Source organism: Streptomyces sp. NPDC041135 (assembly GCF_055592085.1).
The window spans coordinates 60,724-80,837 of sequence record NZ_JBVIYZ010000021.1 but is presented as its reverse complement, the minus strand read 5'-3'; the positions used below and the strand labels follow the sequence as shown (position 1 = coordinate 80,837).

The 20,114-nt window shown below is 67.4% G+C and carries 22 protein-coding genes and 4 pseudogenes; 14 read left to right on the top strand and 12 right to left on the bottom strand.

Annotation, left to right across the window (positions count from 1 at the left end):
- Positions 1-209: 209 nt before the first annotated feature.
- The 4 genes and pseudogenes from ACZ6CZ_RS31065 to ACZ6CZ_RS31050 form a co-directional block, all read left to right on the top strand.
- A pseudogene (locus ACZ6CZ_RS31065) lies at positions 210-493 on the top strand (hypothetical protein); the annotation flags it as partial.
- A gap of 930 nt (positions 494-1,423) precedes the next feature.
- Positions 1,424-1,909, top strand: a complete 486-nt coding sequence (locus tag ACZ6CZ_RS31060; RefSeq protein ID WP_469027751.1) for a MarR family transcriptional regulator — start codon at positions 1,424-1,426, stop codon at positions 1,907-1,909.
- Positions 1,906-2,226 (top strand): replication initiation protein, RepL2, encoded by a 321-nt coding sequence (locus ACZ6CZ_RS31055; protein ID WP_469027749.1) that lies wholly within the window; start codon positions 1,906-1,908, stop codon positions 2,224-2,226. Before ACZ6CZ_RS31060 ends, ACZ6CZ_RS31055 begins: the two co-directional genes overlap by 4 nt.
- 776 nt (positions 2,227-3,002) lie before the next feature.
- Positions 3,003-3,944, top strand: a complete 942-nt coding sequence (locus ACZ6CZ_RS31050; RefSeq protein WP_469027746.1) for an RNA-binding protein — start codon at positions 3,003-3,005, stop codon at positions 3,942-3,944.
- A gap of 120 nt (positions 3,945-4,064) precedes the next feature.
- Here the strand turns inward: ACZ6CZ_RS31050 and ACZ6CZ_RS31045 are convergent, their stop codons facing one another.
- Positions 4,065-4,325, bottom strand: a complete 261-nt coding sequence (locus ACZ6CZ_RS31045) for a hypothetical protein (protein ID WP_469027743.1) — start codon at positions 4,323-4,325, stop codon at positions 4,065-4,067.
- Entirely contained in the window at positions 4,322-4,627 is a 306-nt protein-coding gene (locus tag ACZ6CZ_RS31040; protein WP_469027784.1) for a DUF6247 family protein, read from the bottom strand. The genes ACZ6CZ_RS31045 and ACZ6CZ_RS31040 overlap by 4 nt, the downstream gene beginning before the upstream one ends.
- Before the next feature lie 61 nt (positions 4,628-4,688).
- Here ACZ6CZ_RS31040 and ACZ6CZ_RS31035 point away from each other — a divergent pair, with 61 nt between their 5' ends.
- Positions 4,689-5,228 carry a YfbM family protein gene (locus ACZ6CZ_RS31035; RefSeq protein WP_469027740.1) on the top strand — a complete coding sequence of 180 codons (540 nt, stop codon included), beginning with the start codon at positions 4,689-4,691 and terminating at the stop codon, positions 5,226-5,228.
- 191 nt (positions 5,229-5,419) lie between these two features.
- Here ACZ6CZ_RS31035 and ACZ6CZ_RS31030 read toward each other — a convergent pair whose 3' ends face one another.
- Complete coding sequence (locus ACZ6CZ_RS31030) at positions 5,420-5,668, bottom strand: DUF7660 family protein (protein WP_469027738.1); 249 nt, start codon at positions 5,666-5,668, stop codon at positions 5,420-5,422.
- Positions 5,669-6,570: 902 nt separating this feature from the next.
- On the opposite strand from ACZ6CZ_RS31030, the gene ACZ6CZ_RS31025 reads away from it, so the two are divergent.
- The 4 genes from ACZ6CZ_RS31025 to ACZ6CZ_RS31010 all read left to right on the top strand — a co-directional run bounded on the left by ACZ6CZ_RS31025 (position 6,571) and on the right by ACZ6CZ_RS31010 (position 9,987).
- A complete protein-coding gene (locus tag ACZ6CZ_RS31025; protein WP_469027735.1) occupies positions 6,571-7,005 on the top strand; it encodes a hypothetical protein in 435 nt (144 codons plus the stop codon).
- Between the two features lie 1,263 nt (positions 7,006-8,268).
- Positions 8,269-8,937 carry a hypothetical protein gene (locus ACZ6CZ_RS31020; protein WP_469027782.1) on the top strand — a complete coding sequence of 223 codons (669 nt, stop codon included), beginning with the start codon at positions 8,269-8,271 and terminating at the stop codon, positions 8,935-8,937.
- Positions 8,934-9,380, top strand: coding sequence for a helix-turn-helix domain-containing protein (locus tag ACZ6CZ_RS31015; protein ID WP_469027733.1), 447 nt, complete (start codon positions 8,934-8,936; stop codon positions 9,378-9,380). The genes ACZ6CZ_RS31020 and ACZ6CZ_RS31015 overlap by 4 nt, the downstream gene beginning before the upstream one ends.
- Before the next feature lie 193 nt (positions 9,381-9,573).
- Entirely contained in the window at positions 9,574-9,987 is a 414-nt protein-coding gene (locus tag ACZ6CZ_RS31010; protein ID WP_469027731.1) for a DUF6281 family protein, read from the top strand.
- Between the two features lie 45 nt (positions 9,988-10,032).
- On the opposite strand, the gene ACZ6CZ_RS31005 is transcribed toward ACZ6CZ_RS31010, so the two are convergent.
- The 7 genes and pseudogenes from ACZ6CZ_RS31005 to ACZ6CZ_RS30975 form a co-directional block, all read right to left on the bottom strand.
- Positions 10,033-10,377 (bottom strand): hypothetical protein, encoded by a 345-nt coding sequence (locus ACZ6CZ_RS31005; RefSeq protein WP_469027728.1) that lies wholly within the window; start codon positions 10,375-10,377, stop codon positions 10,033-10,035.
- A 208-nt stretch (positions 10,378-10,585) separates the two neighbouring features.
- Positions 10,586-10,858, bottom strand: a complete 273-nt coding sequence (locus tag ACZ6CZ_RS31000) for a hypothetical protein (protein ID WP_469027726.1) — start codon at positions 10,856-10,858, stop codon at positions 10,586-10,588.
- The gene (locus ACZ6CZ_RS30995; protein ID WP_012477033.1) at positions 10,858-11,091 is read right to left on the bottom strand and encodes a hypothetical protein; all 234 of its coding nucleotides are present in this window, start codon (positions 11,089-11,091) and stop codon (positions 10,858-10,860) included. Before ACZ6CZ_RS30995 ends, ACZ6CZ_RS31000 begins: the two co-directional genes overlap by 1 nt.
- A 176-nt stretch (positions 11,092-11,267) precedes the next feature.
- Positions 11,268-11,921, bottom strand: coding sequence for a hypothetical protein (locus tag ACZ6CZ_RS30990; protein ID WP_469027724.1), 654 nt, complete (start codon positions 11,919-11,921; stop codon positions 11,268-11,270).
- Positions 11,922-12,213: 292 nt separating this feature from the next.
- Positions 12,214-12,598 (bottom strand): annotated as a pseudogene (tpg, locus tag ACZ6CZ_RS30985) (telomere-protecting terminal protein Tpg); the annotation flags it as partial.
- 112 nt (positions 12,599-12,710) lie between these two features.
- Positions 12,711-13,061 (bottom strand): hypothetical protein, encoded by a 351-nt coding sequence (locus ACZ6CZ_RS30980; RefSeq protein WP_469027722.1) that lies wholly within the window; start codon positions 13,059-13,061, stop codon positions 12,711-12,713.
- A 77-nt stretch (positions 13,062-13,138) separates the two neighbouring features.
- Complete coding sequence (locus ACZ6CZ_RS30975) at positions 13,139-14,206, bottom strand: hypothetical protein (protein WP_469027719.1); 1,068 nt, start codon at positions 14,204-14,206, stop codon at positions 13,139-13,141.
- 395 nt (positions 14,207-14,601) lie between these two features.
- Between ACZ6CZ_RS30975 and ACZ6CZ_RS30970 the strand changes: the two genes are divergently transcribed.
- Positions 14,602-14,880 carry a hypothetical protein gene (locus ACZ6CZ_RS30970; RefSeq protein ID WP_469027717.1) on the top strand — a complete coding sequence of 93 codons (279 nt, stop codon included), beginning with the start codon at positions 14,602-14,604 and terminating at the stop codon, positions 14,878-14,880.
- Positions 14,881-15,176: 296 nt separating this feature from the next.
- Here the strand turns inward: ACZ6CZ_RS30970 and ACZ6CZ_RS30965 are convergent, their stop codons facing one another.
- Positions 15,177-16,280: a hypothetical protein gene (locus tag ACZ6CZ_RS30965; RefSeq protein ID WP_469027715.1), complete on the bottom strand. Its 1,104-nt coding sequence runs from the start codon at positions 16,278-16,280 to the stop codon at positions 15,177-15,179.
- Between the two features lie 987 nt (positions 16,281-17,267).
- On the opposite strand from ACZ6CZ_RS30965, the pseudogene ACZ6CZ_RS30960 reads away from it, so the two are divergent.
- A pseudogene (locus ACZ6CZ_RS30960) lies at positions 17,268-17,483 on the top strand (hypothetical protein); the annotation flags it as partial.
- Between the two features lie 126 nt (positions 17,484-17,609).
- On the opposite strand, the gene ACZ6CZ_RS30955 reads toward ACZ6CZ_RS30960, so the two are convergent.
- Positions 17,610-18,314, bottom strand: coding sequence for a hypothetical protein (locus tag ACZ6CZ_RS30955; protein WP_469027789.1), 705 nt, complete (start codon positions 18,312-18,314; stop codon positions 17,610-17,612).
- Between the two features lie 209 nt (positions 18,315-18,523).
- Between ACZ6CZ_RS30955 and ACZ6CZ_RS30950 the strand changes: the two genes are divergently transcribed.
- From ACZ6CZ_RS30950 to ACZ6CZ_RS30940, 3 genes and pseudogenes are all read left to right on the top strand, one after another.
- Positions 18,524-18,844 carry a hypothetical protein gene (locus tag ACZ6CZ_RS30950; RefSeq protein ID WP_469027712.1) on the top strand — a complete coding sequence of 107 codons (321 nt, stop codon included), beginning with the start codon at positions 18,524-18,526 and terminating at the stop codon, positions 18,842-18,844.
- A 265-nt stretch (positions 18,845-19,109) separates the two neighbouring features.
- Positions 19,110-19,262 (top strand): annotated as a pseudogene (locus ACZ6CZ_RS30945) (DnaA ATPase domain-containing protein); the annotation flags it as partial.
- A complete protein-coding gene (locus ACZ6CZ_RS30940) occupies positions 19,255-19,821 on the top strand; it encodes a hypothetical protein (RefSeq protein ID WP_469027710.1) in 567 nt (188 codons plus the stop codon). The pseudogene ACZ6CZ_RS30945 and the gene ACZ6CZ_RS30940, both read left to right, overlap by 8 nt.
- The last annotated feature ends 293 nt before the right edge of the window (positions 19,822-20,114 follow it).

Below are 20,114 nucleotides of genomic sequence, written 5' to 3'. Positions count from 1 at the left end.
GGGGCTGGACGGACAGCCGCAGCACAGGGTCCCGGGCGCGCCTGTACACGGTCTACCAGGGCGACCGCACGGCCCTGACCCGGTGGCGGGCTGCCACCTCACGCCGGGTGGGGATGCGCAGGTACGCGGTCGTGGATCTGCGCCTGCCGGGCGAATCCGCCGGTGCCGACCAGGACGTCGCCACCGCCCGCCGACGGGCCTGCCCGTCTATCACGACGTCGCCGAGATTCCGCGCCGCACCCCGCAGAGGACCATGTGACGAGCAGCCCGGGTGTCGACACCCCGATCACTGCGGACGCATCGGTCTCCACCTCGCCGGACGCGACCTCGACCGCAACCCCGACGTCCGGATACGCGATGTCGAACTCAGCTCCCACAGGGCTGGCACGTCCTGCGCCGCACCACCTTCGACTACCGGCGCCGCGGCAGACGCTGGGAGACCCAGCAGCGCGAGACCTACGAGCGCAGCGGGCGCGGGCAGGGGATGCTGGTCGGCTCAGGCCGTGTCGCGCACTGCAGCCAACTGGGGGACATCGGCCTGCGTCCCGGACTCCCGGGCCGCACGCTTGCCGGGCCCGGCGCAGGCCAGCAGCGGATCCAGAGGACGATGGCACACCTCGCACCGAAGCCCACCCGTCGGCCCGGTTGTAGGGCCGTGGGAGCCGGTGCCAGCGCCGCCCGTTCGCGGCACCTTCGGGCGGCCCGCGCGCACCGGGGCCTCGCTGCCCCGGAGTACGGATCGGGCTTGCGGGCGACTCAGCCTGCCGAGGTTGACCGTCGGCAGGGCCCGTGACGGGCGCCCCAAAGACTGGTCCGAGCGCCAAGTGCCGTGCGGGCCTGGCTGATGTGCACGACGTCGATGACACCCCTGCCGGCCCCTCACATCGGCCACCGAAAGCGCGCCACGACGGCGGGTGCGTTGTACGAGAAGGCACGCGTATGCCACCTGAGCCACCCAGTCAGCTCAGCCACAGTTCCTTGTTACTGCTTCGGCCTTAGCGTCCCGTGGGGCTGCACTGGCTCAGTGAGCGGCAGGAGCACCCCGAGGACCGGCGGCGGAGCCGGCGGCCCGCAGGGCGTCCCGTACGGAGCGTGCGGGACAGATGTGCTTTCGTTGCAGTAAGAGCGCGTAACCCGGGCAAGGCTCTGACCTGCGGATATGCGGGGTTCGATCCGACTCGGAAGTCGGCATACCCGACTGGGGAGACGGCATTCCCGACTCGGGAGTCGGGATGAGGCGACTCGGGAGTCGGGATGTCTCGATCCCTGAGTCGCATTGGTTAGCTATGTGCTAATTAGCGACACGCGCACTGACCCGTCTTCACAGCGGCATCACTTAGCAATCCGGTAATGTTCAATGTGGTAACTGAGCCTGCACGTCCGTCGGATCGGTTGCCGTTCTGATCAGTCTCGGAGGGATCGCATGGGGCAGCCAGCCAGAAGGGTGCTTACGTACCTTGATCGGCTCACAGGCGAGCTGGAAGAGGTGCCCCAGGCTCCTTATGCGTTCGACGGACCCCACATCAACGTGGGCATCCGTAGGGGACGCGAGCTGGCCTCGGCTGCCTCGGGTCTGACCGACCGAGAGTTCAGGGTGCTGGTCTGGTACTGGTTCGCCACCGAGGAGAGCCAGGGTGCCGTGATGATGACGGGTGCCGATGTCGCGAAGGAACTCGGGATGAGCCCTGACACGCTCACCCGTACTGTGAAGGTGCTGAAGGCAGCCCGGCTGCTTGTTGAGGCAGGTGGCCTCGGCCGTACGACGTTCTACCGTTGCACGCCCTACCTGGCGTTCATCGGCAGCGGCTTCGCGCACCGCGAGGCCGTGAAGGACTGGAACCCGCCGGAGACGACGGTGCGACAGCCGCGAGACCACCGGCGGAAGACCACGAAGGGCGGCGAGGCATGACCAGGATCAACAGCGGCGAGGACGTTCAGCGGCTGCTCCGAATGACGGGCGGCGTCCTCACGCCGAACCAGCGGATTGTGGTCATGCTGTACGCATCCTCCGAGCAGAACCCTGATGGCACGGTCATGATTCGCGCGACTCAGCTTGCCGAGATCGCGGGGATGAAGCCGCCGGTCTTCTCCAGGACCAGACGCGAACTGCTCGAAGAGGGCTGGCTGGAGGATCGCGGCAGCATCGGCCCCGTGAAGGTGTACCGACTGAACCCGAAGAAGATAGGGGATGTCGGCGGCCGGCACCTACACGCAGTGGGCAGCTGACCTGTTAGCTATGTGCTAAACGACCCGACTCTCGAGTCGGGTCGCTGTTCTTTCGGGCCGCAGCTTCCCCGCCCTGCTCCAGCGACTGACCGCTCACGCGCGACCCCGCGAGTCCGCCGATCACTTGTGAGCGTCTGCGGTGCCTGCCAGCAGGGGCGCCGGAGCATCCTGGGCGAGGACTCCCTCGCCTGTCAGACCTCGAGGTACGCGACGAACGACCACGTACGCAAAGCCGTCACCCAGTACAGGAGCCGTCCGCGCTCGACTTGATCGACGTACTGGCGCGGCCGGGGGACGGCCGCGGGGATCGCACGCCGATCTTGAGGTCTACGAGACGACGACGGCGCGGTCCAAGACGTGAATAATCCGCCTCACTGGCCAGGCTCCTCCAGCTGCTTCGCGGCAGAGTCGGAGACATGCGATCCGGGCGCGGCGTGGGCAGTGGGGGCATCAGGCGGCGGCTGGGAGGCGAGGCGGGCCTCGCGTGAGCCCTGCATCTGCGTCTTCGCGTCAGGGCCGGTGTACCCCTTGGCCCGGCGCATCATCAGCTCCCGCTGCCACGAGGAGCTGTTCGGCCTCCAGCCTAGAGGCTTGCGTTCCGCCTCCCGGTCGCGGGGCTGATGATTTGGTGGCAGCGGACGATCATCCGTGCAGCCTAATGGCATCGCACACTGTGACTGAGCACTGAATCTGTTGAGCTGAGCAGCGGAATTAAGAACTGTGAGTTCAGCCCAGGACCTACGCTGGCGCTACCTTCCACCCCGTCCAGGAGTAGCGTGCCGCCTGCCTTCGTTCACCGGATCACGAAGTACGACCCCGCCGACCGTGACGAACACGGCAGCTACCAGGGCGCGGAGGAGGTGGTCAGCGACCACGGGCCGGTCGAAGCCGCGTATCTGAAGGCGATCTCCGCGTTTGCGGAGACTGCGGGCATTGACCGGCTGGAGATCCGTGAGCCCTCTGTCGCCGGGCTCGTCCACCTTGGTGCCCAGCCGGCGGTCGAGGGACACGGTCTCAGCGGGCTCTTCCCAGTTGACCTCACCGGTTACCACGACGGGGCCGAGGTCTCCCTAGCGGTGGCCCTGGAACTGGTCCGCGTCATGCTCCGTGAGCAGGGCGCCTGGTGCCGACTGGAGGCGGGAGACGTTTTCACGGTGCACGTCGGATGGGACCAGTACGTGTACGTGGGCAGCGACCAGCACTGCACGGACGCCGTGACCTGTACGCGGGAACTCGGCCTCTTCACGGAACCGGTAGGGGCTTCCCCCTGCGCCGCGGAACCAGAGGTGACAGAGGCCGCCGACGAAGGCTTCTGGGCATCGGTGCGCACCGAGCTGGCGGTGCGAAAGGGTCTGCTCCTGGAGGAGACCCACATCGTCAACGCCACACGCTGGCACCGTCTCACCAGGGAAAACCTCAACGAGGTACGCGCCGGTCTCGGCCCGCGCGCCCTGCTGACCGTCTGGCCCGACCTGCAACCCGACGTCGGCGCCGTCCTGACCGCGCTGCCGTCCGAATGGGACATTGAGTTCGTCTGGGAGACGAAGGATAGAACGATCAGGGACGTGGTCGTCGATGAGACCAAGTACCAGGAACTCGCTGTCCTGGTGGCCGACGCGCGAGCGGCCCGCGCCTTGCCCCTCTACACCGACGAACGCAGTCCATTGCTCCAAGCCGTCCTACCCGACAGTGACGGCGTGCTGCGCGCACGATGGTGACTCGGGCAAAGAAAGTCAGCTACACCGGGCAGAAGGCCGGGAGCCCCCTCGCGAGGCCGGGAAGACGGTAACTGAGCCCGGCAGTTGCGATGCCGGGGTCAGGGCATTGCCACCGGGTGGCTATCCGAGCCAGGTGATGGTGAGGACGGACAGGCGGCGCAGGGGACGGTTCACCCAGTAGGTGAGGGAGAGCTGGCCGACGGAGGCGTGGCGGACGTCCTCGCCCTCGGGGTCGTCGGCGTTCCACTGCCCAAAGCCCCACGGGTCGCCGGCGGCGGCGTCCAGGACGTCCCACACCATGTCTTCGACGTGCTCGGGCAGGGTGGCGAGGACCTTCGCGGACGGGGCGGAGAAGCGGACCGCGTACGGCTGTCCGGTCACCGGCGCCGCCTGCGGAGCTCCGCCATGTCGATGAAGTCGCTGTCGTCGTAGCCGGAGGCGACGAACGCGTCGACGGCCGGGGCGGAGGCGAGGCGGCCCTGCCAGTCCTGGACGATCGCGTACAGCGCGGCGAGGGAGAACGTGCGCCGCGATTCCTCGAGCGCGGCCGCCCACTCCCGCTCGAAGGCCGGCACCCAGGTGTCGGCGCGCCGGTCGGCGCGCAGCTGGGCAAGGAGTTCGGCCGGCGCCCCGGGCGCAGGGGCGTAGGGCGTAACGGGTGCGTGGTCGGGCTGCGCGCTCATCTGGTCCTCCCGGCGGGTCCTCCCCTCACGGTACGCGCGCCGGATCGCCGTGGATGGGGTCATGGGCAGATCCCTCCTACGGGGTGAGCGGCGGCACGAGGGCCGGGTGATCGGTGAGTACCTGCGCGTCACGGCTACTGAACTTGACCGAGCGATCCAAGACCCCGACTGGGCTTTGGGCTTCGTCGAAGACGTCCAGGACGCCGAGGAGGAGACGGAGCCTGCGCCGGCCGAAGCGCGCCACTTCAGCACGTACAAGACCTGGGACATGCTCCGCTTCCTACTGGCACGTGTTGAGTTCCCCTTGAACGTGATCCACGGTGAGGAGCTGTTCGCCGAGGACGAGGACTGGGGATACGGGCCTCCGAGGTACCTGCGGCCTGAGCGGGTCCAGCTCGCGGCGGAAGCTCTGCGCGCCACCAGCTATGCCCAGCTCATCAGTGGCGTGGATCCTGCTGAGCTGAGCAGCGCCGAGGTGTACCCGCTCGGATGGAGTGAGCCAGCCTCGCTGGAGTGGGGACGTCCCTGGTACGACGGCCTCACACAGTTATTCGAGGCTGCTGCCAGGGCGAAAGACGCGATGCTGGTCTGGCTGGACTGACCGGCCATGACAGCGTTGAGCCCTCAGCTTGGGAAGCTTGGGTTTTCGGTGGCGGCTGCTTGGCTGAACCGCGGCGGAGCGGGTGCGGGGCCTGACTGATCGGCGGCCTGGTCCCCGCCATTCCGCGTGATATGGCACGTGTCTGGCACGGGCGTAGCGGTCCGCTCCGGGCCTCTACAGTGAGCCATGGACTACTCGTAGGTGGTCGCAGCCTGCAAGGCTCGTGCGAAGAAGCTCCAGTCACTGCTGGCGGGCAGATTTCGGCCGGCGTTGCTGTACCAGCCGTCCGCGTCGTCGATCCAGGCTGCCAGCGCCTCCAGGAATCTCGCGAGGTCCGCGTTCTCCCATGAGTGGCCCTCCTCGGTATGGCTGCGGTGGAGGGCACGGACGAAGGCAGCCAGATCTTCTCTGCTATCGACGTGATCAGGAGAAGCGTTCACGAGCGGCACCCTACTTGGCACGCCCGTGGTAGGGCCGAGCCTGGTGAGCACCGCTTTAGGAGTTCAATCCGTCCCCGCTTAGGATGCGGTCGGCGACTGGTGCGACGGCCGGGCAGAGTCGCTCGTGCACGCCCCCGTCCGACGTCGTTGATGTCAGCCGCTGAGGAGCTTCGGGTCGGGCACGGTTCCAAGCCTCCGTAGAGCCCGTCCGACCACCTCCACCAGATGTGCCGGCTGTCGCAGGCCGAGACCACGCGGCAGACACGCTGGCCATCCTCCTCCCGCTTGCTGAGCACCATGGCGCCAACCGTGAGGCGGCCATCGCACTGGGGGCAGGTCATCGGTTTTTGGTCCGACATGGCGCGGAGCATACGGGGTTCAGTCCTCAGCTTGGGAAGCTGCAATCATCTGGCATCACTTCGGGCGCTGAGCTGAGCAAACGGATGGAGAGCGACCCCATAAAGCCGGGCCGCATTGTTCCCCGTGCGATCTGGTGCGCTTGTAGTGCAGGGCTGCCGCGCCGCATGCCGGGTATCCGTCCCTGCATGCTGGCCATCGTGTACCGGTCCTACGACACAGCAACGACCGTTTGGGCGTTCGTGCTGTCGCTTCTGGTCGTGCTGGTTGTGGGTTGGTACGTCTGGCGTCGACATTAGGTATGACCGCCGCATTAAGTTTTCGATGTCTCCCCGACGTGGCAGGCATTCACCGCAGGTATAGCTGCCGCGCCTGGCTGCCGGTCGTCACGGCTGTCCGTGGTCGTTAATGTCCACGCTGGGTGTCAGCGGGGCATGGTGGACGAGAGCGCTGTCGCTGGACCTGGCGTGTGGCTGGCTGCCGCCACGTGCTGGGTGCTTGATGGTTAGTTCCTCGGTGGCCGTGGTGAAGGCAGGGGGTGCGTCTTGAACGCTGGGACCGGCTATGGGACGCAGCGTGATGCGATCGCGGGGCTCTTGGCAGCCGTCGGCGATGCGGCGGTGGTGCTGTCGTACGAGGAGGATCGGACATTCGCCGCACTGAGCCTGAGCCGAATCGGTGCCGTGGCGTCGTCCCGGCTGGACTGGGCGGGTGTTGAGGTACTTCAGAGCTCCCCGGTGTTCGACGGCGAGGAACTTCGGAAGCTGTTGCGCGGGTACGCGAGACCGCAGGAACTGGCGGTTGTGTTCTGGGGCAATCTCGCGGTGCCCTCCCTCGCCCTAGAGGCTGGCCTGGCGGCTGCGCACGCCGACGCGGTACTGGAGTGCTGCTACGAGTGCTGGATCTACCTCGTCGACAGCCGTGTCCTGATCGAGTTCCAGGACGGCGAGGGATTCACCGTCGGGCGGGTGCCGAGTTGACCGGGTTCGAAGTCCTCGCAAAGCCATTGAGCTGGACCACCCCGCCCCGTTCGGCGTCACCGTCGTGCTGATGGAAGAGGACGGCTACAGCGTGCGCCTGACCGAAGCGTTCGCCCGCTGAGCTGCGACCGCCCCACCCACCACGCACGCTTCCGCCGCACGTGAGGACCCCTCGGCACCCGATCAAACCCGTGCCAGGTAGAGGCAGCCGCAGCCCCCTGTACCAGCTGAGTTGGCATCAGTTCGACCTATCGGTGCTTGGTTATCGCCGAGCCGACGCGGTCCAGCGTGGGTACCTTCGTCAGACTCCTATGCGTAGTCAGTTACATGCTGGCCTGCCTGCCGTCTGGTGAACGGTAAATCAAGCTCGTGGGTGCGGCGACGCACGAGGCCGGTAGCTCCTCAGCCCTGGCGGGCTTGCGGTGCCCCGGCGGGGCAGTTGGCCACCCTAGGCGGCTGCGGGCAATTCGTCGCTTACGACAAGATAGGCGTGGTTGGGGCCGGAAAGGGGTTCCTGGAGGCACACGCGCCTGCTCGGTTGCCTGCGAGCATCGTCGTGGCTGGCTTTCGGTGGCTTAGGTCAGGACAGGATTTTCAAGTAACTGGATGAGTCGGCGAAGGAACCTGGAGAATCACCCGGCTCGCAGCCATTACGCATTCACTCATTCGAAGGGTGCGCGCCGAGACACCGCAGAGCCCTCCACCGCGTCGCCTATTCCTCACAGCCGATGGGATCATCGCTGGTCCCTGCCTACTGAGACACCCCAGCTGTTGCCAAAGGGCCGCTGATGCCTCCTACGGTCTGCGCGGACCCACGGGCCTGCACGCGAAGCCGCCTCAGCCATGGCAGGCCCGGTCGGCGCCTGCGGGAAGACCTCAGCCACTTGATACTTACCGACATCAAGAACACACAGGTCAGCGCGTTGCGGATTGCGAAATATGCACCGGCTGGAGGGACATATTGAGGTCGATCTGTCCCGACTGAGGGGGCACATCGGCCGTTCAATGTCAACCAGAGGCGACACGTTCCGAGCGCCCATGTCAAGTGCAGGCGACACGTGAGGCGGATATGTCGGGCGGGTGGACCGCCGGGCAGGCTGGGGGGAGATCTGTCCCCCCAGGGGGGACACAACTTGCGCGGGATGTCGTGTCGAAGCGACATCGGTTTCAAGCAGAGCTGACATACTGCTGCGCATCCGGAGATCAAGAAGGTGGGAGAGCAGCCTCGTGTCGACTGAGCCGCAGCGACGCCGTTCGAGCGCCATGGGGGCGCCACAGCCGAAGCTGCCGCTGGATGATCCCGCCGACGCCTGGGACCGGCCGCTACGGCCCGTCAAGGACCTGGACGACGTCGCACGGCAGTACCCGGGCCGGAAGCTCTCGCTGGGCGAGCAGCGCAAGCCCATGGAGTTTTACGGGACGCCGGAGCAGCCGAACGCGTTCTCCATGGACAGCCTGGAGTTCTTCCTGGTCATCGCGCAGTTCTTTCGTGAGGCGCTGCCGCTGCGGCTGATCCTGCTGATGATCGCCTGCCAGAAGGCCGGCGGGCGAATCCCCCTGACCCAGGACGAGATGGCGACCGTCCTGGACGTGGCGCGCACGAAGGTGAACGAGGCCCTGGGCGAGATCATGTCGCACGGCATCGTCTTCCGGTTGAAGCGCGGGGTCTACCAGTTCAACCCGCCCTACAGCTACCGCGTAGCGGAGTTCATCCCGGGCACCGAGACCATGGAGCCCGAGTACATCAAGGTCGACCAGCACGTCACCCTCAAGGAGATCCGCGCGGACCAGAGCCTGCCCGAGTTGGTGCGCTTCCCTTCACTGGAGAAGATGAGGCAGGAGATCGAGCGGCTGCGTAAGGAACGGGCAGACGAGCGAGCTCGCCGGCGCCAGGAGCGGGCGCAGCTGAAGGAGAAGGGGGCCGAACAGTGAGCGGTCTACATTTCGCCGCCGTCAACGCGGAAGGCATCGTTGCCGATCTCGATCTGCTGCCCGCGGCCTACCGCGTGCTGCTGAAGCTGCGCGCCCACAGCGAGCCCGGCGGCCGTATCGAGATCGACCAGGGCACCATCGCCCAGATGCTCAACCTGAGCCGGACGGCTGTCAACGCGGCCCTGCGCGACCTGGACCTGGCGCAGTTGGTGAAGAAGCAGCGCGCTGGCGTCTACCAGCTGAACCCCATGCTCGCCGCCTACCTCTCTCCCGAGGACGCCATCGCGGCTGTCAAGGCGATGCCGAAGAGCGAGCGCCTCAACTCCACCGACTTCGTCGACCGCTACCGCAGGGCCGTCACCGCGTACCAGGACCAGCTCGCCGAGAAGCGCCGGCGCCGGGAAGACGCCAAGCGCCGCCAGAACCTCAAAGCTGTTTCCTGACCCGGCCGCCCGGCCAGGCCAGGCCGGCACTACGGCGCTGCACCCCACGGTGCAGCGCCGTTGATGTCTGGTGTCGGCGCCGACACCAAAGGTCCCTGTCAGCGTGACCCAAGGTCCCCGCGCCGAGGGTGACGTGCTCGGCCTCCGCAGCATCTACTGAGCCGGAGCGTCCGCTCCATGAGGAGGCACGTCGATGAAAACCGCACTCTCGGCCGGCAGGACCCGATCGGTATGGGCGCTGCTGGCGGCGGTCACGGCCACGATGTCCGTCGCCTGCACGTCATCGGGCAGCAGCGACGGTGGAGAGTCCGCGTCGTCCTGCGCGTACCGGGTCCAGTACGGGAACCGGACGTACTCGGGAGCGGAGGCCAAGGGCTTCACACTCGGGGACAAACTCGGTGCCGCCACGCTTCCGCCCTGCGACGACACATCGAACAGCGACAGCAACGGTCAAACAGCACCGACCTCGGCGACCGCCTACGAGATCAAGGGAGTGGATCCCAGCATCGCCATCGCTGTGGAGCAGTCATCCGACGACGTCATCTTCGTCAACGTCGACTCCTCCAAGAAGCTGCCTGAGATCAAGAAACTGATCCACGGTTCCTGATACCGAGTGCGGGGCGCCACCGCAGAGAGGGCGCCCCGCACTCGTTCAGCGGGCGGGCGGCGAGGCGGGCCTCTCGGGCCGGGCGGCGGACCGCTCGGCAGCTGCTCCAGCCGCGCCGCCAGCAGGTACTCGGCTACGCGCTCCCTCGCCGTATCGGCGGCTTTCGTCGCGGCGGCGACGGCGTCCGCGCCGGTCGGGTTGTGCTGGAACCCGGGGGCGGCCCTGCTCGGACCGGTACGCGCGCCGGGCCTCGGCTTCGGCCTCCTGGGTGCGGCCCAGCAGCGCCAGAGCGTTGTCCTGGTACTCGCCGACGGCCTGCTGCGCGACCTGGAACGCGGTGAACGCGTACGCGTCCGCAGCGGCCTGCGGATCGGCCTCCAGGGTGGCCACGTCGGTGATCTCCGGGAACTCCTGCCACGCGGCGGCGGTGCTGTCACCGATGGCCGTGCGGGCCCCGGCGACGGCGGCCGCGATGCTGCCCGCCTCGCTCAGGTCGGACGCGGCCGCCGCGAGGAGACCGGGATTGGGCCGTGCGATTACTGCGCTGAGACCGGCTATGCCAGCAGGACGCGGTCGGCCTGGTCCAGGACGTCGCGGGTCAGACCTCGAGGTACGCGACGACGACCACGGTCTTCAGGGCGGTCACCCAGTACAGGAGGCGTACGCGCTCGACTTCGTCGGCGTACTCGCGCAGCTGGGGGCCGGCGGTGTCGCCGGGGATCGGCGCGCCGACGTCGGGGTCGACGGAGACGACGACCAGGGCGCGGTCCAGGGCGTGGATCTGCGCCTCGCTGGTGATGTTCTCCAGTTGCTTGGCGGCGGAGTCTGAGAACGCGATCCGGGCGCGGCGTGGGCCGTGCTGTGGGGCCATCAGGCGACGGCCGGACGCTGGGACGCGAGGCGGGCGAGGTGGGCCTCGCGCAGCTCCTCCCATGGGGTGCACTGCTCGGGGTCGGGCAGGCCGTTGGTGGCGATGTCCTCCAGGACGGCGGCGAACCGGTCAGCGTCGGCGCGGGTCTTGGCCGCGTATGCGCGCACCGCGTCGGCGGCCGCGGGCTCCAGCTGCCGGGCGGCGGTGTCGGCGGGGGCCGGCTGTTCGCTCATCGAGGGCTCCAGAGGGCAGAACTGGCGTTGCTCACCACGGTATCGCCGGGCCGCAGGGCCCGGGACCACTCCAGCTGAACCGGCCCTTCGTGACTACGCTCCGTACTGCCCGTTAAGCGCTCGGGAGATCAACTTTTATGTGTCACGCTCCGCCCACGAATCAGCCCTGGAGGCCCCTACGGACTCCGAGGAACGCGACGAGGTCTCCGACGGCTTCGGGTGGTGGCGAGCCGGGCCGCGAACGCCAGCTGGTCGACGGCGACGCCGGGCGTGAGGTGGGTGAGGTCGGCGAGCAGCGCGGCGTGGGCGCGGACCGGCGGCGGGAGAAGGCCGGCGGCGGCTTCGCGGGCGGCCGGGTCGCGGTAGTGCCCGACGTGCGTGGCCAGGGCGTGGGCGAGCCAGGCGTCGACGTCGGTCTGGACGTACCCGCCGGCTCGTCGGGTGAGTTCGTCTCGGGCGGCTTCGTTCCCGTCGCGGGGCTCGGTCTGCTCCAGGGTGCGAAGCTCGCGCAGCGCCTGGAGTTCGTCGGCGCGGGCGGCGATCCGCTGCGCCTCGCGTACGGCGGCCTCGCGTACGGCGGCCTCGCGGTCGGCGGCCTCGCGGTCGGCGGCGGCCGCGCCTTCGGCGGCGAGCTCGGCCTGGACGACGTCGTCCGTGTCCGGGTCGTAGAGCGTGCCCGCCTGCGCGGCGGCGAGCAGCTGGTCAAGGCGCTCCCACTCCGCGAGCTCCGCCCGGCTGCGGACGTCGTCGGCCAGGTCCTCGAACCGGAACGCCTGCCGCGCGTCGAAGCGGGCGTCCTCGAGGGCCGCCGCGACAGCGCCGGCGTCCATTCCCTTCGCCCGGCGCCGTACGACGCGCCGTCCGATGCGGGCGGGGTCGACCGGCTCCCGGGGCACGGCGACGCGCCAGGAAGTGTCGACTGCCGAGGTGCACGAGCTGGTCCACGCCTTCGTCGACCAGGCGCTCGCGGCTGGGCAACCCGGGGCCGGGGTGCCGGGTCCGCGAGCGGCTTCCGACACGAATACCCGGACGTGACGAGCCGGAGCTCACCTCCGCACCTTGACCGCAGAAATTGAGCGGGCCCGGACCACACGGTCCGGGCCCGCTCGTCGTTCGGGGCTGCTACAGGTCGAACTCGAGGTGTTCGATGGCCGTGAACCGGACCTCTTCCAGGCTGCCGGCGCGGCGGCCGCCGTCCTGGAAGTACACCTCCTTGAGCGCTTCGGCGGCGATCTCCTGGAGCTGCTGGTCGGTGGCGCCGGCTTCCTGGGCGTCGAAGAGGCGGGCGGCGTACTGCGGGGGCAGGGCGACGGTCAGGTGCCGGATGCGGTCCTGGTCCGTCGACCCGATCGGCGCGGTGTAGCCGAGGCGGGCGCGGGTGTCGATGACGATGCCGCCGGTGGTGGCCGCCTTCACCTTGCCCTTGGCCCGGATCTGCGGCCTGCGACCGCTTCTTCACCTCGCGCTCCAGGCGCGCGGCGAGGTCCGGTCGGGGCTTCTTGATCTGGTCCGTGAGCTGGAGAGCGCGAGGGCCGAACGGTCAAACCGTGCGACCCTCATGGCGTCTGAACCCTGGGGGTATGGCCTGCCTTCTTTCGAGGGCTACCAGAGAGGGCGGTTCAGGCTGTGCGGCGTGCGGGGTTGGTGTCGGCGCGCTGGGTGGCGGCGTTGTTGCTGGAGGTCTTGTCCCATGTGCGGCAGACGGTGATGACGGCGTCGTAGCCGACGACGAGGGTGGTCAGGCCGAGAGCCATGGCGGAGTCGCTACGGGGCAGCGTGTTTGTGAAGTACAGGCTGGAGGTGGTGGCGATCGCTGGCAGAGCGAGGCTGCCGGACGGGCGGCGGATGTTCTTCAGCTTGGCGAGCCAGCGCTCGCGTACCTCCTTGGGCGGAACGATCTTGAACCAGTGGTTGCTCTGGGCCGCGGTGCCGTTCACGGGGACGAGGCTGAAGGGGTTGTCGTTGGTCACCGTTGCTTCCTTGAAGGAAGCGGCCGGCTTGCGCCGGCCGCTGAGAGGGTTCACGGAAAGTGCTGAGCTGGGAGCTCTCAGAGGTCTGTCTCGTCGAAGCCGAAGTCGAGGTCGTCGTAGGGCGCGAGGGGGTCCAGCGGGTCGAGGTCGTCGGCCTCGTTCCTGAGGATGCGGCTGATGCGGTGGGCGTCCCAGCGGTTGCGGGCGACGACGAAGTCACCGAAGGCGATCTCGCCGGTGACCGCCTTGTACAGGTACTTGCTGGCTTCGTAGGGCTCCTTGAGGATCTCGCCGTTGTCGAGGAACCGCACGATCATGCCGTGGCCGACGGCGATCGGGATGATGGCGGAGTGCAGGACCGGTTCGCTCAGGTGGACCGCGCCCGGCACGGCGCCTCCAAGGACGGCCTGGGCGATCGCGGAGCTGGTATCGAGGGGGAAGAGCGGGTCGCTGTAATGCCGGCGGATCCGGGATGCCTGATCCATCATCGAGTGCGGCAGGACCACGCAGTTCGGGTCGGGCTCCGCCACGGGCGGCTCCCCGGACATGGCCAGCCAGCCGTCGTCGAGGGACAGCCGGTAAGACCCTGAACAGTCGCTCAGCAGCGCGGTCTTGGGGGTGACGAGCGCGGCGTAGAGGGGCCTGCCGGGGATGTACGTAGTTACGGCCACCGAGGTCGCGGTGGCGTCGCCGGTGCACAGCCAGCGGCGCGGGGAGCGGGTGAAGGCGACCGAGACGGCGGCCTGCTTGGCTTGCACCAGAGCGCGGAACTCCTCCTCGCGTTCGGCGGGGGTGCCCTCGTCGCCGAGCACGGTGGGGGGCTGGCCGGACTCGTTGTCGAGGCCGTTCAGGGTCTCGCGCACGGCGTGGATGAGGCGGCGTTCGGATGCGCGGGCCAGGTCATCCCAGTAGGCGTCCTGGGCGGGGACACCAGGCGGGATGTAGCGCCGCCCCAGGACGGCCAGGACCATGGCGTCGCGTTCATCCTGCGAGAGTTCGGCTTCCATGTCCTGGCCGTAGATCTTCTCGCGACCGAAGGTGTCCATCATGTGCAACACGGTGTCGCACGCGTGCGCGGTTATGCCGCCGGCGTCGAGCGGCTCCTTCAAGCCGGGGCCGAGGGTGGCGGGAAGATCGTGAAGCACGGGGACCTCTTCCTTGCAGATAGGAGCTCAGGTGAAGGCGTGTGCACGGCGCGCACGCGGCCGCGTGCGCTACGTGACAGTCATCATGACACGACCTTCGTGTAGTTCATTCGGAGGATGGCACGTACGACTACAAGGCGCGCTCGACACGCCCGAAGTCTGGAAGTGTCGAACGCCACACCGAGGTATGTACAACCAGCGACAAAAAACCCATACACGAAAGAACAGTTATGTCGTTGCCACTCCAAGGCATCTCGTAGTGCCGTAGTCTGAGCGGCGTTCAGTCAGCGAGAGTGTCGGCCGGCGGCAACCGGCCAGCACGTCGAACCGGGAATGGCATGCCCCGATCCCTGGCACGAACGGGGCATCCCAGTCCCCGACGAAGGGGAACAAGCATGTCGAGTGATCGCAGGAAAGCGACCGACGAACAAGACCGGCAGGTCGTCGTCTCCGTCCGCTTCCCAGGCCACCTATTGGAGCGCATCCAGGCCATGGCAGCCGTGCTGTCGACCACGGCGAACGCTGTCATCCGCGAGGGCATGGAAACCTACGTGCGTGACCGGGCCGCGAGCGACGAATTCAAACTCGCCAGCGAGCAGTACATCGCCCAAGCCCAGGCCAGGGTGGCTGCAGTCCTCGCGGACCCGCCAGACAGCCGTGCATCGCGCGATTGACGCACTCAGCCGGATCACCAGCCGACTTTTGCACACCGTGCTCACTATTTGATCTGTGCCACCAGCCCACACGAGCCGGGGTCCGTCGCACGGACCCTGGCTCCTACTGCGCACCTTCTGCGACCTCACCGTGCATTGCCGCACTGCTGGTGCTGTGGCAGACCGACGCCGATCAGGCAGTCCACCGGGTCCTTGGTCGGTGCGGCCAGCCGCATCTGATCGGCCAGGCGTCAGGCGAGACAGTCGGCGAGGACCCGCGGCGCGTTCGTGGCCCGAGCGGACTATGCATACGCAGATCACTTGATGACTCCTGCGACGCGGGACGCCGCTGCAGTCCCTGCGTTCGCTGCGGTACGCGGTTGCGTGGCTACAGCCTCCCGTGCGTTAGGCACGTTCCCGGCCGAAACAGATGCCCACTCTGTGGCTCGTGGTGAGGCGGCCCCGGCTTGTGCGTACAGGGCCTGCACGTCAGCGACGAGGTCGGTGTGGTCGTGCAGATCGATGTCCAGGGCGTGGCCGATGAGGCCGAACAACTCGTGGATGAGGCGGTCGTAGGACACGGGAAGGAGCAGCCCGTGAGGTGGCCTGGCGTCCTCGCCGACCTGGGGCAGCGGGCGGGTCTGGTACTCCTGGGAGGCTCGCTGGTGGGTGCGGTAGGTGCGCACGGCGTCGTGCAATCGGTCCGGCCACGGCATGCGGACAGGCGGTGGGGCGGGCCGGCCGTCGAAAACGGCGCCGTTGACCGCACGCTGGTGAGCCTTGCGGGCGGCCTCGGATTCATCGGCGCGCCGCTGCAGGTCGTCCACCGACTCCAGACGGAGTGCCAGGCCGATGATCGGTGCGGCGTGGGTGGTGGCCCAGGCGTACTCGGCACGACGGTCTCGCTGGGCACGGGCAACCTCTACCCGTTCAGCCTGGGTCATGTTCTTGTCGCCGGGGGCGAGATCGTCCAGGTCATCGCGTAGTTGAAGAAAGCGTCGTTCGGCAGCCTGCCGGCTCTTCAGTTCCAGGGCAGCGGCGATGCGCCGCCAGGGGACCTTGCGGGCACGGGCCGCTCCGATCAGGCGTCGTTCGTCCAGGACGAGCTTGTCGCGCAGGGTACGGATGACGAGGAGAGCTGCAAGCAGGCTGGTGTCGTCGATGTCCGGGTCGCGGTACCGGACACGCTGGATCAGTTGGTCATACTTGGCGGCCACGCTGGTCAGGTCGCGCTCGTTGAGCGAGAAATCGCGGGTGGCCAGGGCAAGTGCACCGTCCCATTCGTGCGGGTCTCGTTCTGGTTCGGTATGCAAATGCACCCAGGCTGCGACGCGATTGATTTCTTCTGGGCGAGAAGATTTTGTCGTCCGGGTGACGACGCTTTTTGTCGTCTGAGAGACGACATTTTTAGGGGCAGGCATGAGGGCACCTCGTGATGGGGGTTGATCGCGGGTCAGTCGCGTTCTTCCGCGCGAGCCGCAGCCTCCTCACAGGGGGAAGGGCGACGTCGCTTTATGGCGCGTGCGGCGGCCGCCGCGGCCGCGCCGGTGGCCAGGACCAGTACTCCGGCGATGTACTCAGGCCACATTTCATGTAAAGCGCTCTGCATCATGACCAGTTCAACCCGCGTGCGACGATCCCGTGCGCGCGGACTCCTCTCCGGAAGTAGGCCTTCGACGTCATGGTGCCGCCGAAGGGCCGTGGCCGGACCGCACCAAGCAGCAGCCCGCGACATCCGCCGCCTGCTCGCCGGCGCACGGCACGGCATCTGCGACGGCGGTGTCACCGACATTCAAAAGGTCCTTCTCGGCAGCCGGATGTCGATTTCTCAGAGCGCCACCCTTCGCCACCCCAAAATTGAGAGAGCGCCACCTTCGCCAGCCCTTAATGACAGTTTTGTCCGCGCCAAACGGCGGCGAGTTAAGAGGGCCATCTCGTGGATCACGAGAGTCGAGTCGCGGCTACGCGCGACTCGTACCGCACAGCGAGGACACATCAGGTGCAAGCCGAGGGGGGCGATGCGGTTGCGGTCGTCCATAGCCGGTCGGCTTGCACGCTTCCGCTCGGCGGCAGATCGGCGGCAGATCGGCGGCAGTGGAGGCAGCGCGGCGCGATCCGAGCTGGGTGCAACAACTGGCCGTGCTGCACCGGCCGGGGCTGGCCTGCTACCTGTTGCAGCACCCGTGTCCGCCCGGCCCATGCAGATGCTGCGCTGCACCCGCAACACCGCCCTGCTGCAATCCGAGGACCACCACCAGGACCACAAGCAGCACCCCGACGACGACCGCCGCTACCCACCGGGTAGCGAGCTGCTGCACACCACGGCGAGCAGCACGACCGGACTGGCGCGCGGCCGCCTGGTGGCTCGCCCGGGTGTTCCCCAACCAGTACGGGCCGAACGCCAAGAGCTGGGAGCAGGTCCTCGACGAGTTCGAGGCCCAGGAGCTCCACGCCGAACGGGATCGCGCATCCTCCGCCGAACTCGCCGAACGCCTCCAGCTCGCCCTCGACCAAAACACCACCGACACCCGTACAAGATCTACGTCATCGACGAGATCCACATGGGGGTGGTCGAGGAGTCGCCCGAGCACCTGAAGTTCATCTTCGCAACCACTGAGCCCGAGTCATGCTGCTGCCGATGGACCGCCTGTAGGAGATCATCGACAACTCCGTCGTCGACGCCCAACGTCGGTGTCGTGACCAAGCTGCACGCCGGCGCGAGTTCAGCGGCTCAAGCGCGGCTCGTGACTCTAGGCGGTCCGACCCCCTCGGGCGATGCGTCGGTCTCGGACACGCGCTGCCCTGGCGACCTCGGCAGACAGCATCAAGCGGCGGCCCACGTCCAAGCGGTCCAGATCAGGGAGGAAGGAAGCCAGACGCTCCGTGAGCCTCCAGCACGTTTCATCTGTCGGGATCGACTCCCCCGCCAGGTACCTCTCGACTCGGGAACAGAAGCTCCCGAGCAGGAGCCACAGCTCGTCTTCGAGCCCGGTCTTCCCGATCAGATCATTCAGCTCATTGATGAAGCGCTGTTGCTCTGGTGGCACGGCGATGGCGACACGTGCCGCTCGCGGACGGAACTCTCGTTCGCCGAGGACATCCCTGGTCAGCTCCTGATAGCGGGCTCGCCACTGGTCCGCGAGCCGTCGCCCCTCGTGATCACGAGGAAGCCTGTCGATCCAAGACCAGGTGGGTTCGAGGTAGTAGTCGTCGAGACCTGGATCTTCATTCGCGGGGTCACCCACCCACCAGCGCAACAAGGTGCTTACGGTCTCCCTCTTGGGCAGCCGTGTGCCGGACAGCGCCGCATACAAGGCCGCCTTGGAGACCGTGGTCTCTTCGTGCCCGGCGATCCATGTGACCGAGACCTTCCCCTCTCCCAGTTCGCGAAGGTCGTACGCGAACCGCTGAAGCTCCCCCTCTTGAGGGTTCGGAATCCTTGGGTGCGCAGGCATATGCCAATTCCTTTTCGTGCCCTGTCATCGATGTCTCGCGACATCTTTTTACACAACTCTACTGTCAGTGGGCACCTATAGGCTTCTTTGAAGCGGAGAGAGCAGCCCCTAGAGGAACCCGAGTTGACGGTCTTTCGAAATGGGGGCAACCGCGCCAACGGGCTCTCGCCACGTAGCAGTCCGATGCCGGTCACACACCTGGAGGTGACATGACTGCGGCCCCCCGCGCCAACGGGGGGCCGCACAGCAGTCCGACGGGTCTTGCACCCGAACAAGAAGCACGCCAGCACTTCCGTGATAGGAGAAGAACCATCAGTTCCAACCCCAAGACTACGGGGCAGTCTGACCTGCCGTCGAGCCGGAACCCCCGCTGGAAGTCATCGTGGGCGGCCATCCGTGCCTTCTCTTCCAAGCATCCCGTCCTGACCGCACTGCTCAGCGCTGTCGTACTTGGTCTGATCAGCGGTGCCTGCCGCGCCCTCGGCGAGAACTTCGCCGAGGAGATCCTCACCTGGATCATTCAGCGCTGAGTCACGTAGCAGGAGCCGCATCCACTGGCCACCGCAGGAACGCGGAGTTCGTCTCCGTCCCCTAAGCCCTCGCCCCCCAGGCGGGGGCCTAGGTGCTCCCGACCGGTTCCCCGACGAGGTGTCCTACGACATCGAGGTGGTCAACGAGATCGAGAAGATCGGCAAGTTCCCGCAGATGAGCGTCACCACCAAATGGGGTTCGAGGGGGAACATCCTCGCCATCGCCAACTTCCCCAAACGGATCAAGAAGCAGGTCCCGTGCGAGCGGTACGTGCACTCCATGAAGTTCACCAACGAGTTCATCACCGCTGTCCACGACGGCAAGGGCGACAGCTTGCGCAAGCGCTACCGCGAGATGGTCATCCCCGTCCTCGACGAGCCCCAGTTCGTGACGCGCCAGAATCGCGCCCATGCCTGACTGGATGCCCTCGTGGGGCACGACCGCCCTGATCTCGATCGCCACGTCCCTGCTCACCCTGATAGTCGCCGGGCGATACGTCTCGCCCCTGCTTGAAGTCCGCAACCGGCGCTTCCAAGCGAAGATGCAGACCCGCGAGAAGTTCCAGGCGAACATGCTGAACGTGCTGTCCGCGGTCACCCATCTGCTCGCCGCACCTGTCGCGCCGGAGGCGACCGACACGGTCCGCACCGCACTGCGGGAGGAGCGCGCCCGCTGGCGGGCCCAGGTCGACGAGGCGACCAAATACCTCACCGATCACGCCGTGCAACTTCTCTTCGCGTACACGGGGTCGCGACTCCCGGATCTGGCGGTGCGCTACTCCAGTACCGCGCGCGGGGTGTGGATCTCGGACATGAGCGAGGACCGCAAGCTGACCGCCCTGCAGAACGTCACCCAGCACTGCCACGCGCTGTTCTTCGACAGCCCCGTGTACGCCCGTCAGCGGGCGCGCTCCTGGACGGAACTGGAGCGGCTGCTGGATGAGCTGGAGACGCCGGCGGCACCCAGCAGCGCGTGACAACGGGAAGTCCGCCCGCTCCTTGGGGCGGCCCCTCTGATGCATGACGCAGACCACACCCCGATTCGGTGAGAGTCACCTACCTCTGCGCCTTCGTCGTGGGAATCTGCCCTCAGCTCTCGTCGGGATCCCGCCCGACAGGCGGCTCGTGACCGCCGGAGGGCACGCAACGTGCTGGCCCGCCCTAGTCAATCCGAGCGGGTGAGCCGCCTGGTGATCGCAAGATCGCTGGAGCGGCCGATGCCCGTTGCGGAAAGCCGCCCCGTCAGTGCGGAAGTTCGCACACACTGATG